The 17,093-nt window shown below is 40.3% G+C and carries 15 protein-coding genes; 4 read left to right on the plus strand and 11 right to left on the minus strand.

What is annotated here, in order from left to right:
• Nucleotides 1-435: 435 nt before the first annotated feature.
• The 11 genes from HEQ28_RS12185 to HEQ28_RS12235 all read right to left on the minus strand — a co-directional run bounded on the left by HEQ28_RS12185 (nt 436) and on the right by HEQ28_RS12235 (nt 13,827).
• Nucleotides 436-573 carry a hypothetical protein gene (locus tag HEQ28_RS12185; RefSeq protein WP_434502803.1) on the minus strand — a complete coding sequence of 46 codons (138 nt, stop codon included), beginning with the start codon at nt 571-573 and terminating at the stop codon, nt 436-438.
• 116 nt (nt 574-689) lie between these two features.
• On the minus strand, nt 690-1,769 hold the full coding sequence (locus HEQ28_RS12190; protein WP_434502805.1) for a redoxin domain-containing protein: 1,080 nt from the start codon (nt 1,767-1,769) through the stop codon (nt 690-692).
• A gap of 9 nt (nt 1,770-1,778) precedes the next feature.
• Nucleotides 1,779-3,242: a PKD-like family lipoprotein gene (locus tag HEQ28_RS12195; protein ID WP_434502807.1), complete on the minus strand. Its 1,464-nt coding sequence runs from the start codon at nt 3,240-3,242 to the stop codon at nt 1,779-1,781.
• A gap of 21 nt (nt 3,243-3,263) precedes the next feature.
• Complete coding sequence (locus HEQ28_RS12200; protein WP_434502809.1) at nt 3,264-4,016, minus strand: DUF4843 domain-containing protein; 753 nt, start codon at nt 4,014-4,016, stop codon at nt 3,264-3,266.
• Nucleotides 4,017-4,033: 17 nt separating this feature from the next.
• Nucleotides 4,034-5,464 (minus strand): RagB/SusD family nutrient uptake outer membrane protein, encoded by a 1,431-nt coding sequence (locus HEQ28_RS12205; protein ID WP_434502811.1) that lies wholly within the window; start codon nt 5,462-5,464, stop codon nt 4,034-4,036.
• 15 nt (nt 5,465-5,479) lie between these two features.
• Nucleotides 5,480-8,944 carry a SusC/RagA family TonB-linked outer membrane protein gene (locus HEQ28_RS12210; RefSeq protein WP_434502813.1) on the minus strand — a complete coding sequence of 1,155 codons (3,465 nt, stop codon included), beginning with the start codon at nt 8,942-8,944 and terminating at the stop codon, nt 5,480-5,482.
• A gap of 71 nt (nt 8,945-9,015) precedes the next feature.
• Entirely contained in the window at nt 9,016-10,008 is a 993-nt protein-coding gene (locus HEQ28_RS12215) for a FecR family protein (RefSeq protein ID WP_434502815.1), read from the minus strand.
• A 192-nt stretch (nt 10,009-10,200) separates the two neighbouring features.
• A complete protein-coding gene (locus HEQ28_RS12220) occupies nt 10,201-10,737 on the minus strand; it encodes a sigma-70 family RNA polymerase sigma factor (protein WP_434502817.1) in 537 nt (178 codons plus the stop codon).
• A 1,030-nt stretch (nt 10,738-11,767) separates the two neighbouring features.
• On the minus strand, nt 11,768-12,340 hold the full coding sequence (nadD, locus tag HEQ28_RS12225) for a nicotinate (nicotinamide) nucleotide adenylyltransferase (protein ID WP_207153233.1): 573 nt from the start codon (nt 12,338-12,340) through the stop codon (nt 11,768-11,770).
• 35 nt (nt 12,341-12,375) lie between these two features.
• Complete coding sequence (gene gmk / locus HEQ28_RS12230; protein ID WP_434502819.1) at nt 12,376-12,948, minus strand: guanylate kinase; 573 nt, start codon at nt 12,946-12,948, stop codon at nt 12,376-12,378.
• Nucleotides 12,949-12,951: 3 nt separating this feature from the next.
• The gene (locus HEQ28_RS12235) at nt 12,952-13,827 is read right to left on the minus strand and encodes a YicC/YloC family endoribonuclease (RefSeq protein ID WP_434502821.1); all 876 of its coding nucleotides are present in this window, start codon (nt 13,825-13,827) and stop codon (nt 12,952-12,954) included.
• Between the two features lie 88 nt (nt 13,828-13,915).
• On the opposite strand from HEQ28_RS12235, the gene tsaB reads away from it, so the two are divergent.
• The 4 genes from tsaB to rimM are packed head-to-tail and all read left to right on the plus strand — an operon-like array spanning nt 13,916 to nt 17,089.
• Complete coding sequence (gene tsaB, locus HEQ28_RS12240) at nt 13,916-14,608, plus strand: tRNA (adenosine(37)-N6)-threonylcarbamoyltransferase complex dimerization subunit type 1 TsaB (protein WP_434502823.1); 693 nt, start codon at nt 13,916-13,918, stop codon at nt 14,606-14,608.
• A complete protein-coding gene (locus HEQ28_RS12245) occupies nt 14,605-15,258 on the plus strand; it encodes a DUF4290 domain-containing protein (RefSeq protein ID WP_434502825.1) in 654 nt (217 codons plus the stop codon). The genes tsaB and HEQ28_RS12245 overlap by 4 nt, the downstream gene beginning before the upstream one ends.
• Nucleotides 15,259-15,264: 6 nt before the next feature.
• Entirely contained in the window at nt 15,265-16,575 is a 1,311-nt protein-coding gene (murA, locus tag HEQ28_RS12250) for a UDP-N-acetylglucosamine 1-carboxyvinyltransferase (RefSeq protein ID WP_434502827.1), read from the plus strand.
• Complete coding sequence (gene rimM, locus HEQ28_RS12255) at nt 16,568-17,089, plus strand: ribosome maturation factor RimM (protein WP_434502829.1); 522 nt, start codon at nt 16,568-16,570, stop codon at nt 17,087-17,089. Before murA ends, rimM begins: the two co-directional genes overlap by 8 nt.
• Nucleotides 17,090-17,093: the final 4 nt, after the last annotated feature.

Here is a 17,093-nt window from a genome sequence, read left to right on the forward strand (position 1 = left end):
AAAGGTTGTAATAACTATGGTAAAGTTCTAACATCTAGTTATCAATCTTTTTTAAGCCAATTATTTCACACCGCATGGCAATGATTTTATTGCCATTCCCAAGCTATTATGCAAAAAAATAATAATAGTTTGCGTAATTTGCAATAAACGTTTTACGTATTCAAAATAAAAGTTTATATTTGTACATAGTCAAATTGACTTTGTATGTATACACTAAAAAACTTATTCTAAATTAGATAAACATGGAAATACTATTTAATATATGTGAGATCACAATACTCATATATTTGGCTTATTGCGTGGTAAGGCTCTTTGTGAATATTCTTAGTTCAATAAAGAAGAAAGACAAGAAGTCAATAGCAATCAATTCTATCATATTTATATTAGGCCTATTGTTCTATTTGATAGTGATAAATCCCATTGGACGTGTTTGTATTATTTATCAAGAAATAGCCAATGCTCTTTAGAACATCCTAATCTGCTTCTTACTTTCTTTCCGCTTTCTGTTACCATTGTTATCTGTGGACAATTTGTCCCTAGAAACAACGTAAGTTGTTCATTCCGCTTTCGCATCTTCTTGAAATAGTCTACTATGGCACATATATTTCTGAGATATTATAAAACCCCCAAAAAGGGGATGCATGTTGCTTAGCAACATGCATCCCCTTTTTTTCACCATTATTGATATCTTATTTGTTATCAAACAGAGTTTCCAGTTTGTCAGCTATTTGTGATTTGTCAAATTTACCTATTATCTTACCGTCTGGCCCTACAAGAACCATGAACGGGATGGTGACAACTGAATACTTGTAAGCCACATCACCTTTCAAATCCACGACTTGTGTCCATGTACATTTCTCTTCATTCAGAGCCTTGAGCCAAGGACCTTCCTTACGGTCAAGCGATATACCTAAGACGGTAAAATTCTTTGTTTTGTATTTGGCATATATGCTTGCCACATCAGGAAAACTGGCACGGCATGGAGCACACCATGAGGCCCAAAAATCAAGTAAAACGTATTTGCCTTTATAATCCGCCAATGATACACTTTTCTTTTCTTTCGAAAGCAATGTGAATGCCGGTGCGATGGTACCATCCTCAGTAAGTCGTTGATGGGCAGACCGTTCTTTCAATTTTGTCATCGTATCTGTCTTTTGCATCTCTGGTGAAAGGTAAGATATGTATCGGATGATATCATCAGACTTCGCATTACGGCAGATATAATCAACTATGCGTAGCGATATTGGAGATGACGGGTATTTCTTTACAAAAGCAATTTCCTTTGAGAGTAATTCCTGCTGACATGCCTGCAGTGCGGCTTTCGCACTGTCGGCAGCAGCTTTTCCTTTAGCAGCTGATACTGCTAAATTTAACCCGTATGCATCATTGAACATTCTGTTTACATCAGTATTGTAGATGAGGTACTGTTCGTTGGTCTCGCTGCCACGCGCCACAGCACCATAACGGTCACCACTAATTGTTATATTCCCATTCTCCAAATAGAAATCACACACTGCCACGAATTGTCCTTTTATTGTAATCAGAGACCAGACAGGAGCCTTGATGGCAGCACCCTTAAAGACGAACGCTCCGTCATGAATGGCTGTACTGTCTATTTTTTGGTTTGGCGGACCAACCAATTGCAGATAAAGCATCGTGCCATCAGGAATATTTGTAACTTTACCCAAGATTTGGTAACCATTATCAGAAGCGGCATTGGCAGTCATGCAGACCACGAATGTTAATAGAAAAGAAAATATTTTTTTCATATTTTAAATTTACATTATTTTTCTGTAAATACTGACCACTTTACCCTTAATCCCGTCAAAATGCTTGATAATGGCGCCATGGGAAGTGAGTTGTGAATTAATAATGAGTAGTGATGACTTGTCTGCAGATGTTTGGACCGCAATGCCTAGTTCATTCACTTGCTTATTTGCATCATAGGCAAACTGCATGTCCGTAATATCACCTTCATAAGTGGCAAGATCATTGATAGCAGAGTTTATATTTGTCAGGTTTTCCAAATTTATAGCTTGTAGTTTATTGCCATTACTTACAAACAGGTACGGGCTAGTGGGATGCAGCGCGAAATGGCTGTCCTTGCTTACCACTCCTTCTGGCAATTTCACACAAGCTAGAAGAGTAGCTGTTCCATCCCAAATCACAGAGAAGCGATACAGCCTATACTCCCCATCATTATTAGTAACAGCATATACGTCATCATCATACATTATTCCCCCCATCCATGCGGCTACACCGGGAATAGTGTCATGACTAGCTGTCTTGATACTGTTGGTAATGTCCCATTGCAGATGGCTAACTTTAGATGAAAGAGAATTTGATGTGTAATATACAAATCGATGGTTGAGTTCATCCAGAGCGTAATAATAGCTATTGTAGACTGGTCTTACAAGATAGGGAGCCACTCGATAGTCTAGACCGTCACTCTGGAAAGGGTACTGGAAATATCCATCCTCAGGGGGACTCATTGAGCCTACAGCCTTGCCATACAACTTTCCGTCTGTGGTAACCACGTTAAGCGCTCTGTCGTTACTGTAATATTCTGCTGTGACATCGATAAGTGAAGGTTTGTTTTCTGTCTTGAAATCATCTTCAATGTATTTATATTTCAACAAAGAGGTCCCGTCTAGGTCTGGCGACTTACCGTCTTTACATACCACAGCAACTCGGTCAGCGTATGCACCTGATAATCCGTCTTGATAGTTTATCTGCTTTACCATGACAGGTGTACCGGTCAGTTTTTCTTTGTTCACCTCTTCGTAAATATTTTGATATAGAGTACTGTCAGTCTCATACGATTGAAAATTCAGTTCGCCCTGTCCGTTGTTGTTTGCAAGAATGAGCCATCCCGTATAGAATGGTGAGACCACACTAAGTGTCATTGCCTTGGTGTAACGCACATTCGTTGTCTTGTCATATATATCCAATGTGAGAGGGTCTGAAGTTGCTGGCACATGTGTGAATGTATAATTAAAATCACGTGTTTTAGTTAGTGTGTCGGCACCGATTCTCCAACAGTACGTCATATTGTCTTCCGCAATATCCGTCTTTATTAAAGGTTTTAATGTCTGAGGCACTTGCAGGATAAAACGATAAGAATTGTCGAGCCCGCTTATCGTGACATTCTTTAATTGTGTATAGTCATAGTTTCCCTCATCTTTCAAGCATGATGAAAACGTGATTATCACTAATGCAAAAATAAAAATATTTCTTTTCATAAACTATTTTTTATATAATCATTAGAAATTACCGAGCGTTTCAGCCACAGGCTTATTTTGTTCGTCAATAGGATTTCCCTTAGTGATGATAAGCCACTGTCTGAATTCCATGACTTTAGGCTTTACTTCTGAATCTTTGTAATTCTTGTAAATGAAATTGCCAGAGCCATAGTCCAGCCATTGTATATATGGAGCTTTGTCAAACGGATTACTACCGTCTGTTACACCCATAAATTCCAACCACAAGCGGAGTTTTGTGGCTGTATAAGCGCCCAGATAATAGTTGTATGGAGAAGCACCCCACCAGTCGGGCTTGATAAGTCTATCTGTGATATTTACTGTTATTGAATCTGTAGGGCCGGGTTTGAAACCAGCATTTTCCATAATGGCAAGTCTTAACGTATACGTCTTTGTCTTCATGGAGTCTGTACGCAATAGTGTGATCTTCACCACACCATCATTGGCTCCAGCTTTAACAATCTGCTGGTCCGCGCTTTTCATCCTGTACTGTACACCTTCTACAGCCGTGCTCTTATCTGGTACGGCAGATACTGCAAATTCAACATCTTTATCACTATATCTGCCCGCATAAGTGACAGGTATGTCAAAGTCAAAACTTTTCACATCGTCGGTATTGAATGCAAAAGTATATGACATCGTGCTTGACTTGAAAGACAAATAGTTATGACTGTCAAAAGTTTCTATTTGGTCAACTGTGCAGGATGTAAGTGCAGAGACCGACAATACCAACGCTATAATATTATTTCTCATCATTTTCATGTCCTTTCTTTTTAATTTGAAGATGGTAAATTGCCATATTCTTTCTCACTTTCAGGTAGCGGGAATGTATAATATGATGTTTTCATTGTTGTTGTGGCTCCTGCCCACCATGGGCTGAAGTCGGGAGTTGTAGGCGAATCAATCCGTTTGTAATAGAACCACATCTGCCCTTCAGCATAGGTTTCTTTCCGCATTTCCTTGGTAATATAGTCTCTTATCTGACTTGTTGTTGAACCATCCGTGACACCTTGATCTTCTGATAGATAACCCCGGTGCAGTTTCAGTGTGCGCAACAGACTTATACTCATTGCAGGATTTTTTTCCATATTACATTCTGCGGCAATGAGATACATTTCACCTAGACGTATCAGGGGCACAGTTTGTTTTTTCATCACCTTGCTACTACCTATTGTCTGTTTATATTTACACGAAATAACCTTGTTGTTTGCTTTGTCATTGGTAAACAGATATAGATAACGGTAGTCATTTGCATCCTCGAAGACATTAAGGGCGTATGTTCCCCAGCCATCAGACAGGGAATAGCTCTCGGATGTGAAATTGCTATCGTAATAGTTGGGAAGGTCTGGTACATCAAGCCCACAAATCATCTCAGGCATAAAAATGCGGTCTCCAGCCGAAACGTCAGTCTCTGTGACCCACTGGAATGGTCCTTTCTCGATTGTTAATGTCGCATATTTCAATGCGTTTGCAGTATCACCTATATACATATATACGCGGGCACGCAAAGCCTGTACCGCCCAATAATTGAATCGGTATTGGCGGTTGGCGGTGAAAATTCCTTTACCAGAATATGTCACAGTTTGCGCGCCATTAATCAGAGGGTCTCCACCTGCGCTGAGCAGACTGTCTGCTCGGCCCAAATCACGCAGCACCTTATCAATAACAAGTTTCTCAGCAATATGCGGATATCTCACACGTTCGTAACTTTCCACATAAGGAATTGCTATTTTGTCCTCATTACCCTTGTATGCAGGAGCGAACAGTCGCATTAAATCGAAATGCATATATGCACGTTGCGCCAGAGCCTCGCCTTCAAGCAATTCCTCTTCTCCTTTTGCGAATTCACTTTTATGTTCCTCGATATCTTTCAATATGCTGTTCACATTTGCGATGTTATTATACATCTTTTCCCATATAGCATCTACAGTGGGGCGTACACTGTTGTCTAGGTAATTATAATTAGGAACAGGATTTTTGCAATAGTTGCGAGCTACCCCTTCCAGTATCCCGTATGACAGGTTACGACCGTAGAGGTCGGTACTTGCCAGATTAATATATGTGCCATATAACATCTGTTTATAGCCGTCAGAACTGGTTACAAGGTCTTCGCGGTCCTTTTCTGTTGTGGGTTGCACGTCGAGCCAATCATTGCACGATGACATCAATAGCACTACTGATAATAATAATATATTTAATTTCATAATCGTAAAGCTGTATTAAAAATTAGCACGGAGGCCGATGGTGAATGCACGGGCGTATGGATATGATGTGCCACGTTCCCGTTTTACCGTTGAGAGATAGAGTAAGTCAGATGTATTGAAAGATAAACGCATACTCTCTATACACAGTGGAGCAATCCAACGTTTAGGCAATTCATATTGCAACGATAGTGATGATAGCTGCAGAATATCCAAATCTTGCACAAATCTCGAACTAGCATAAGTATAATATTGAGTAAGACGGTCGGTCACATTTGCCTTGTATCTCACCACATCGCCGGGTTTTTGCCATGTTTCGGTAAGCACACGTTCATCCACATTTTGATATTTGTTGGAGTTTTCCACTTTGTCTACAAGCGTTTGGTTATATACTTGTCCACCGTATTGGTAAGAAAATGTCATATTGAGATAAATGCCTTTCCATCCAAGATTGGCGCCGAAAGTACCCCTCATTGTTGGCTCAGCGTTTCCTACAACTACTTTGTCGCTGGCGCTCCATGTCTTTGTGGGCTTACCGTCACGAGTCAGAAATATTTCCTCGCCGGTCATAGGGTCTATGCCTAATGATCTTACCGCATATATTGCTGACTGTGATTGGTTCTCCTCGTATTTAGTCAAGAACTTATGTGATGCCTGTTTATATTCATTTTCAGACATGCCATCGGAAGAGTCAACTGATTTATTGTATGATTCCAGATATGATGATATTGCAAGAATCTTGTTCTCATTATGACTGGCATTTCCAAAGATAGAGAGATTTAATTGCGGCTTTTTGATGATATAGGCACGCAATGTAAGTTCATAACCCTGATTGCGCATACGCCCCAAGTTATCGGTGAAGCTGTCGAATCCCACGGATGGAGGGGTAGTCACGGGTAGCACCATATCATAAGTGGTCTTGCGATAATAGTCGGCACTGATATCAATAATATTGAACACCCCTACATTGATTCCTAAATCCAATGATTTTGTATTTTGCCAGCGCAGGTCTTCATTTCCTAAGCCCTTCAATATCACGCCAATGTTTCCATCATAGCGGTTATTGCTAGTCATATCATAAATATCCTTAGCCTGATACGGGGAGAAATTTACTGAACCCACTTCTCCGTATGTAGCTCTTAGTTTGAGCATGTTAATAAAGTCGAGGTCTTTGATAAATTTTTCGTTATGCATGTTCCAGCCTATACCCGTACTAAAGAAAGGTGCGGTTTTCTTGGCCGAACCAAATTCTGAGGAGCCATCCAAACGATAGGAAACATCCACAAGATAACGGTTGTTGTATGCATAGTTTGCCGAGGCAAAAAAACTGGCCAGTCGTGCGTGTCCTTCTGAATTGTTTGGCGTGCCCCCTTTCTTATATCCTTGTGCGTAAGCTGGCTCAGCAGAGTCTCCATCACCGAATCCTTGTGCGGTAAACCCGTATATGGTGCTCTTGCTGTCAGAGAGTGATACACCAGCAGATGCTGTTATGAAATGCTTTTTAAAGGCCTGTGCCCAAGTAAGAAAAGAGTTTCCCTCTAATGATTCATAATCTGTCTGAGTGAATGTGTATTCTCCACGCAACAATTGGTCATCAGTGGTAACATCGCTCAACCCACTGCCATAATCCTTGTATGTGGCAGAATTTGGTGAGAGAAAAACATTGTTTTTGGTGGCACTCTTAGTATAGCTGATACGTCCGTTTAGCCGTAATGTTGAGAGAATGCGCCAATCGAAAGAAAAGTTTTCGTTGATATTTGTAGATTTTGTCTCGTTCTTGTTGCCGACATTTGCTTCATATAACGGATTCACGGGCATATTGTTTACATTACCCCACAGGTTATTTTCCTGTCCATATACGTCTGTATAGTAATAGTATTTGTAAAGTTTCCCGTTTTCATCATATATAGGATAGAATGAGTTGATTTTGGTGTAATCCGCGAAACTTCCGTAAGGTGATTCGGTTGATTTTGTCTGGTACACGTTCAAATAATTGGAAAATAACACCTTGTCGTTGAAATTGTATGATAGGTCAACTCCAATACCATAGTTGTTTCTCTCTGAAGCTTTCATTACACCAGGATCGTTAGCATAATTAAGATCTACGCCATATCTCATGCGGTTATCACCACCCTGAAGATTCATAGAGTGCTTGGTTCCTACCGAGTTACGCACAGGTTGAGACAGCCAGTCTGTGTTAACTCCTTGTGCCACCCATTTCGCTATTTGATTATATTCAGGGCGCAGGGTCCCGTCATTAAAGTGATAGAGCCCCAATTTATTGATGAGTTCCATATTTTGCTTTGCATCCAACAGCTTATAACTGGAAAGGTCGGGCAGATTTATGTCAAGATCCATATTGTAGCTCACTTTGAGCTCTCCTTCTTTGGGACGTTTGGTCTTTATCACAATCACGCCATTAGCTGCACGCGCACCATATATTGCGCCAGCAGCAGCATCTTTCAATATTGTTACCGACTCAATCCTGTTCATATCCAAATCTACCACACGGCTCACCGTAGTCTCATATCCGTCGAGAATGAATAAAGGTTGGTTAGGGTCGCTGGATAATCCGGATTTATCTACATTCTCAAACCCCTGAAACGAACTTTCTCCTCTCAAACGTATTGTAGGCATCGTATTTGGGTTTGACCCCATTTCTAGATTTTCTGTCAGTGATATTGACGGATCCAACAGTGCTAGACTCTTTATTAGGTTCTGATGGCCCACTGCTTGCAGATTTTCGCCCTTATATACTGTTGCGTTACCCGTAAAAGTCTTGGCGTCTCGGTCCATCAATCCTGTAACAACAACTTCCCCGATGGCATGACTGTCATCAGTCAGTGCTACATCTACTTCATTTCTGCCATGGGTCTTTATAGACTTGGTTTGCATTCCTATGAATGAGAATTCTAGTATACCGTCTCTTGGTATCGAGAGTGCATAACGCCCATTACTACCCGTTACAGTGATGGCCTTGGTGCCTTTAAGTGCGATAGTGACACCTGGCAGAGTATTTCCATCAGCATCAAACACCTTGCCTCGAATCATTCTGCTACCTGCGCCAAGAGGTGAAGGAGCGTCAAATCCATTGTCTGAAGGTACTAAGTTGGCACGCATGTCGCCTGATGATTTGGAGTCTCGCCCATTCTTGGTGACATTAACAAACTTTCCCTTTATCTTATATTTAAAGGGGGTACCTGCGAGCAAAGACTTAAGTGCAGAACTTACTGGTTTGTTTTTAATGGATGCAGTGACTTTGTAGTTTTGCACCTCATCATAGGTAAACAAAACTTTAAGACCTGAGATTTTCTCTACCTTTTTAAGAACACTGGCAATAGACTCATTGTTACATTCCATCGAAATCGTCGTCTTAGACGATTGGGCATTGGCAACAATACTACCGCAGAAAAACAGTAGTAAGAGTAACATCTTGTAAGGAAAATGCAGTCTTTTTGGCTGATTTTGATACTTTTTTTTCATAAATGATTACTTTTTGTTGATAAATCACTTATGAAAGAACGATTAAGCGAACAAATTAGTCACCACTTAATTCATTTTTTTTTAGAAATAATTATCTTTTGCCCCTGCTGAACCACCGAAAGATAACTAAATTCATTTAAATTTTCAATAACTTCACTTATATTTGAGCTCCGATCAGCAATGAAATGCAGGCGATAACTCATCAGTGAATTATTACATATTTCCACATCAACATTATACCATCTCCCAAGCTCTCTGACTATATCGATCAATGGCGTATTATCAAAATAGAAGTATCCTTCTTTCCATTGCACATAATACTCTGTGTCAACAGTGGTCACGTCAAAATCATTATTACTCTTTAGTGCGGCATCCTGACCAGGAATCAGTTTCACGATTTTTCCTTTAGCATTGTTGCCTATAATCACAGAGCCCTTGATAAGTGTTACATGAGTGTCAGAGCCCGGATAAGCCTTGAGGTTAAATTCCGTGCCTAGCACACGCGTGCATACTCCTCCTGCCCTCACGATGAAAGGATGGGCGGCATCATGACTCACTTTAAAATAGGCTTCGCCCACCAGTTTTACATCACGTTCCTTTCCGTTGAAGCGTGTTGGGAATATAAGCCGGCTATCTGCATTGAGCACCACCACGGTACCATCAGAAAGCACCACCTTGAAATCTCTTCCACGTGGTGTGCAGATAGTCCTCATGGATTGTGAAGATGCAGTGACACTGGAGAAATCAGCCACACTGCCATTCACCACTACACCATCTTCGCCACTTTGTCTCCTAATCGGTACTGGATCACTTCCGCCAGTCCCCATCATTATCTCTTGCGGCTCACCATTAGCAGTGAAAGCCATAATATGTTTGTCTGAATAATGAAAGCTATTGTTTCCGAAATACAGAATTACGACTGCCAGTATGATAGCGGCAGCAGCTGACACCGAGTATAGTCTGACCTTCTGGTTGCGGCGACGCTCCCTGACAGGCTGTATATTATTTTTGTGAAATTGTTCCCACGCCCGTTTAACATCTGGCTTAGGCGAGTCCTGCGTCATTTTGGCCTCGCGGTATCCTAGCAACATGCTGCAACACTCGGCAGTATCCACGTCAGCAACTAGAGCTTCAATCTCCGTGTCTGTCATGGAATCAAGCCGCTGCATGGCATTTATTGCCATGTCAGTATGCTCATCTGTTTGCGTCAGTTTTTCATCAATATTCATATTGCCATAATCTATTATTTATAACGACTAGTAACCATTTTTAGGTACTTGACCTTTTTTATAATTAACAGAAAAAGCACTTCTTAACAATGTGAGTGCTTTGATAATGTGTTTCCTCACTCCATCCTTGCTTATTCCCAATATCTCTGCCACTTCAGCATACTTTTTACCCTCGAAATAGCATTGGTCGACAACAAAACGCGTGCGGGTTGGCATTTCATCCATTACCCGATATATAATATCCATGCGCTCATCATGGCTTTCGTCATCAATAATCCCTGATTTGTATAAGTCCATATACAACTTGGCATACTGATTTTCTACGTTTAAATGACGCAAATAATCAAAGCATCTGTTCCTTGTTATCTTGAACAGATATGCCGGTGTATATTCATTTGAACAGGAATCAAAGTTTTCCCAAAGTTTGGCCAGCACGTCATTCACCATGTCACGGGCTATATCAGTATTAGAAACAACGAAGAGAGCGGCATAATACATCTTGGAATAGTTTGCTTCAAACAATTCCTTAAATGCTTTTTCCTTGTCTCTCTCTTTCTCTCTCATTTCTGTCAATCGTTAGTCTTTGTTTGTATTGGGACACGACTATAGAAAACGATCCCCAGCGTACAAAATTAATTATTTATTCCGAATAAAACAGATTAATTAGTATTTTATTGCAATAATTTATAAAGAATTGTAACTTCCATCAGCCGATTTCATTTTCAGTTGACTACAATTTGTAGTCAACTCACTTTCTTCTTGATCATCCCAAATGACACGAACTTTTTTATCTTCAAATATTTTTATTTGTGAAAAATAAATTATCCCAAAAGTTTGAAAATTGACAAATATCCTCCACGTATAGGATAAACGATTGATAGATAAAGGATTATCGGTGGAGGATAACCTCCACTATCATCCACTAACCTCCACGTTTTTGTAAACTATTAAGTAATATATAGCAGATGCTAGGTGATAAACTGAATTATTGAAGATAATATAAATCAATATATATTTACATTTTATCTTGTACTAAACCAATCAAAACTTAAATCCAATGCCGTAAAATAAAGTGTCGTTACCGATTTTGCATTATGTCGATCAAACGTTTGTGTTTCAACGATCAAACGTTTCTATTGTATCGATCAAATGTTTGTGTTTCTATGATCAAACGTTTCTGTTATGTCGATCAAACGTTTTCATTATATCGTTACAATGAAAACTTTAATTGAATGATTACTACTTTTAAAAATAAAGCTTTTACTTAGGGGGATATAAATACTCTAATTAACTGTAATACTTTTGGCTAAGAAATAAAGATGATTAGTCTAAAGTGTGAATATATTTAAAATGATATTTTTTTAAATATATTGCTTTTGTGCTTAGTACTAGTTGTGAAAATCTTAATAGTTTACAAAAATGTGGAGGTTAGTGGATGATAGTGGAGGTTATCCTCCACCGATAATCCTTTATCTATCAATCGTTTATCCTATGCGTGAAGGATATTTGTCCATTTTTAAACTTTTGGAATATTTTTGTTTTCTAATAATTGATCATGTAAGAAAATATCAATTGAAAACGAGATGCAATTTCCTTATTTGTAGTATTTTTCTACAAGTGGAATAATGTTGTCGGGAACAAGGTCGTGGAGGGATTTGCATTCTGAAACTCGGCGCCTTATATCTGTGCTGCTGACATTATAAAGAGGTGTATCGGCAAGCGTTACATTTGCAGGGAGAGTGGTTTTGTCTATCGGCGAATTTTTCCTTGGATAAACCACTATGCGGTAGTTAGCGATGATGTCACGATAATTTTTCCAACGGTCAAAAACCAACCAGTTGTCGGCTCCTATTATGAGCGTAAACTCTCGATCGGGAAACTCTTGGGTTAGTCTTTGCAGTGTGTTCCACATGTATGAAGGTTTGGAGAGGTTGAACTCAAAGTCGCTGGCTTTAAGTGATTTTTCTCCTGACAATGCTGCTTGGGCAAGTTCCAGCCTATGGGCATCATCTAAAAGTGATGTTGATGATTTCTTAAACGGGTTGAGTGGAGAAACGACAAACCATATCTCATCTAGCGAAGCCATTTGCAATAACTGGCTAGCAATGGCAATGTGCCCTGTGTGAATGGGATTGAACGACCCTCCGTATATTCCCGTTCGTATCATTTTTGCGAATGTTTAAGAAATCAACAACAGCGTTTTTATTCCTCTAGGAAATTCCTTACAAGAGCCAATGTCTCTTTTTCGGCTTCCTCAAGATTATCGTTTACGACAACATGGTCGAATTTTGACTCGAATGTTAATTCGTATTCGGCTTTGTCAAGACGTTGCTGAATAACCTCTGGTGTATCTGTGCCACGGCCGTTGAGTCTTTTGCGCAGTTCCTCAATTGATGGAGGTTGGATGAAAATGCTCATGGCGCGTTTGCCGTAAAAATCCTTTATATTGCATCCGCCTTTCACGTCAACGTCGAAGACAACACTCTGACCATCATTAAGTTGGTTCTCAACCTGTGATTTCAATGTGCCGTAGAATCTGTCTTGATAAACTTCCTCGTATTCAAGAAACTCACCTTTATCAATTTTAGCGCGGAATTCATCTGGCGTGAGGAAGAAATATTCTACACCATTCTTTTCCGTTCCACGTGGTGGGCGGCTTGTGCATGAAATAGAGAAATGCAGTTTGAATTCAGGATGTTCCTTCATCAGCCACTGCACGATAGTACTCTTTCCGCTTCCAGAAGGAGCTGAGAAAATAAGCAGTCCGTTCTTCATACTTTAGAAAGCGTTTAATACCTGTTCCTTAATCTGTTCTAGTTCGTCTTTCATCTTCACTACAACATTCTGCATTTCAGCCTGATTACTCTTGCTTCCAGTAGTGTTGATTTCACGTCCCATTTCCTGAGCGATGAATCCGAGTTTCTTTCCAACAGCTCCGTCCTCGTTCATAGTCTCACGGAAGTATTTAAGATGGTTGGTTAGTCTTTGCTTCTCCTCGCTGATGTCAAGTTTCTCTATGTAATAAATAAGTTCCTGTTCAAGTCTATTCTTATCATAGTCAACGCTAGGAATCTGCTCAAGTCCCTTGACAATGCTCTGACGAATTTTCTCAACACGGCTTTTCTCGAAAGGCTCAATGCTGAGCAACAGATCTTCTATATTATCAAGTTTCTCTGTAAACTTCTTTTGGAGAGCTGCACCTTCCTGCTTTCTGAAAGTAAGTAAGTTGGTAATAGCCTCGTGTATAGCACGGCTTGCGGCAGCCCATTCCTCATTGGAAAGTTTTTCAACATCATTCTTCATCGTGACGTCCGGCATACGAAGAAGAGTGTTAAACCAATCCTGTGGAACCGGAATTCCAGTCTTTTCGGAAATGGCTTTTATTTGCTTGTAATAATTTTCAACAAGTGCGGCATTAATTGGTGCGGCGTCAACAGCATCATCCTTCTCAATCCAAATAGAGAAGTCTATTTTGCCACGTTCCAATTGTTTTGCGACAATCTGACGTATTTCCATCTCCTTTTCTCTGTAGAGTGGAGCGATTCTTGTAGAAAGATCAAGTGTCTTACTATTTAATGACTTAATTTCAACATTAATCTTTTTTTGATTGTAGGTTACGATAGATTTTCCGTAACCGGTCATTGATTGTATCATACTTGTTTCACGTTAAATTTCTGCAAAAGTAATAATTTTGCGGGAAAAAAGCGTAAATTTGCACTTTATTTAGAATATATTTATTATTATGTCGTGTATATTGAACATTGAAACGAGTACAAACGTGTGCTCTGTAGCAGTTAGTAATGACGCCGAATGCATCTTTAACAAAGAAGATTACAGCGGACCACATCACAATGAACAACTTGGACGCTATGTTGATGAGGCTCTTTCATTTATAGACAGTCACTCATTAAAATTAGACGCTGTGGCTGTAAGTTGTGGTCCTGGTTCTTATACCGGACTGCGAATAGGTACTTCTATGGCAAAAGGAATTTGCTATGGTCGTGATGTGAAGCTGATTGCCATACCGACTTTGGAACTTCTTGCCGTGCCTGTGTTATTGAAAGAGCAGGCTGAGGAAGAAAATGCATTACTAGTGCCAATGCTTGACGCACGCCGCATGGAAGTATATGCAGAGGTATTCAATCGCTCACTTGATGAAGTGAGACCGATACAGGCTGACGTAGTGACAGCTGATACCTATAAAGAGTATCTTGAAAAGGGCCCGGTGTATTTCTTCGGAAACGGAGCAGCAAAGTGTATGGAAGAGATTAATAATCCTAACGCACACTTGATAAAAGACGTCGTGCCACTAGCTAAATATATGTTTCCACTGGCAGAAAAGCGCATAGTACAAGGGAAGTTTGAAGACGTTGCATATTTCGTGCCGTTCTATCTGAAAGACTTCGTTGCAAAATTGCCTAAAAAATTATTATGAACATCCAAGGATTAGACTACAACACACAGCGTGAACAGCTTGTCATGCCTGAATATGGGCGTGAGGTGCAGAATATGGTTGACATTTGTGGCGGACTTGATACGAAAGCCATGCGTCAATCGTGTGCGGAGGCCATAGTAACCATCATGGAAAGAATGTTTCCCCAAAATCACGAGGACGTGAACTATAAACAGAAGTTGTGGGACCATCTTGCAATCATGAGTGACTTTAAGTTGGATATTGATTGGCCTTACGACATCAGTCAAGCCAACAAGATTTTAGCAAAGCCGCAGCCTATGGAGTATCCCATGACAAAGATTTCGGTAAGACACTACGGTCACATAATGGCTGAGGTGTTTGAAAGATTGAAGACCATGGCCCCTGGTGAGGAGCGTGACGCGCTTACCAAACTTGCTGCTAACCAGATGAAGTTGAGCCTGATGATGTGGAGTCACGGTTCGTGTGACGACGAGAAGGTGGCTTCTGACTTGGCAAAATATACTGACGGAAAAATTCAGCTAGACCTGAATACATTCGTTTTCAACAAGATTATGGAGAACGAGCCTGTTGCCAACCGTAATAACAATAACCGTAATGGCAACATTAGCAGTAGCAATAACGCTAACAATAATAAGCGCAGAAGAAGATAAAAGCCAATGGAATCATTCATCATTGAAGGTGGACACCGACTTAAAGGAACCATCACTCCACAGGGAGCTAAAAACGAGGCTTTGGAAGTTATTTGCGCAATATTGCTAACTTCAGATCCTGTGAGAATAAAGAATATTCCAGAAATACTGGATGTTGAAAATCTCATTAGACTGCTGAAAGATATTGGCGTAAAGATAACGCATAATGCTGAAAATGATTACACTTTTCAAGCAGACGAACTGAACCTTGACTATCTTGAAAGTCAGGAGTTCGTGAGCAAATGTTCTTCTCTGCGAGGCAGTGTACTTATGATAGGTCCGTTGCTCGGTAGATTCGGAAAGGCTACCATCGCCAAACCAGGCGGTGACAAGATAGGACGTAGACGACTTGATACTCATTTCCTTGGTTTCAAGCATCTTGGAGCAAGATTCGTGAAAGACCCAGAACGTGACGTTTTCAAGATTGAAAGCAAGAAACTTAAAGGTTGCTACATGCTGCTTGATGAGGCTTCGGTTACCGGAACTGCAAACATTATAATGGCTGCCGTGATGGCTAAGGGCACAACGACAATATACAATGCCGCATGTGAACCTTATATTCAGCAATTGTGCCACTTGCTTAACGCAATGGGTGCAAATATCAGCGGAATAGCAAGTAATCTGATTACAATTGTCGGTGTAGACAAATTACACGGTGCCGACCACACTATATTACCAGACATGATAGAAGTTGGATCTTTTATCGGAATGGCTGCAATGGTGGGCGACGGAGTGAGAATAAAGAATGTATCACTGAAAGACCTCGGTATTATCCCTGATGCATTTAGACGACTTGGAGTGAAGATTGAAACTGAAGGCGACGATCTTATCATTCCACACCAACCGCATTATGTAGTAGATTCTTTTATTGACGGAACGATAATGACTCTTGCTGATGCTCCTTGGCCAGGCTTGACCCCAGACCTTATTTCGGTGCTTCTCGTTGTAGCTACACAGGCTCGTGGTTCAGTGCTTATTCATCAGAAGATGTTTGAAAGCCGTCTGTTCTTCGTTGATAAATTGATTGACATGGGAGCGCAGATTATACTTTGCGACCCACACCGTGCTGTTGTCGTAGGTCACGATCATAAGTTGGTGTTGCGTGCAGGACGAATGACAAGTCCTGATATCCGTGCGGGTATTGCACTTCTTATTGCAGCAATGAGTGCAGAAGGAACAAGTTGCATTGCCAACATTGCACAGATAGATCGTGGTTACGAAAATATTGAAAATAGACTTAATAAACTTGGTGCCTGCATCAAACGAGTAGATGATTAGACGTGAAGAAGTATATAAAATAGGTAAGCTGGGAAAACCTCACGGAGTGAAAGGCGAAATATCGTTCATGTTTAACGATGATGTCTTTGACCGTGTAGACGCAGATTATCTTATCTTGGACGTTGACGGAATATTGGTTCCTTTCTTTATGGAAGAATACCGTTTCCGCAGCGACGAGAGTGCACTTATGAAATTTGAGGATATTGATACTCAGGATAAAGCTCGTAACCTTACTGGTAACGAAGTTTATTTTCCACGAAGTCTTTCTGACGGAAGTGATGAAAATGTTTCCTGGGCAGAAATCTTCGGTTTTGAAGTTGTTGATAAAAACACTAATAAGACAATAGGTATAATAAAGTCAGTAGACGACTCAACCATTAACACGCTTTTTGAAATAGAGACCAATGATGGCAAGGATGTTCTTATTCCTGCCAATGAGGATCTAATTCATGAAGCCGATATGGAAAATCGCCGAATAAAGATGTTTATTCCGGAAGGTCTGCTCGACCTGTAACATT

The organism is Prevotella sp. (assembly GCF_051059605.1).
In the GTDB taxonomy this organism is placed as follows: domain Bacteria; phylum Bacteroidota; class Bacteroidia; order Bacteroidales; family Bacteroidaceae; genus Prevotella.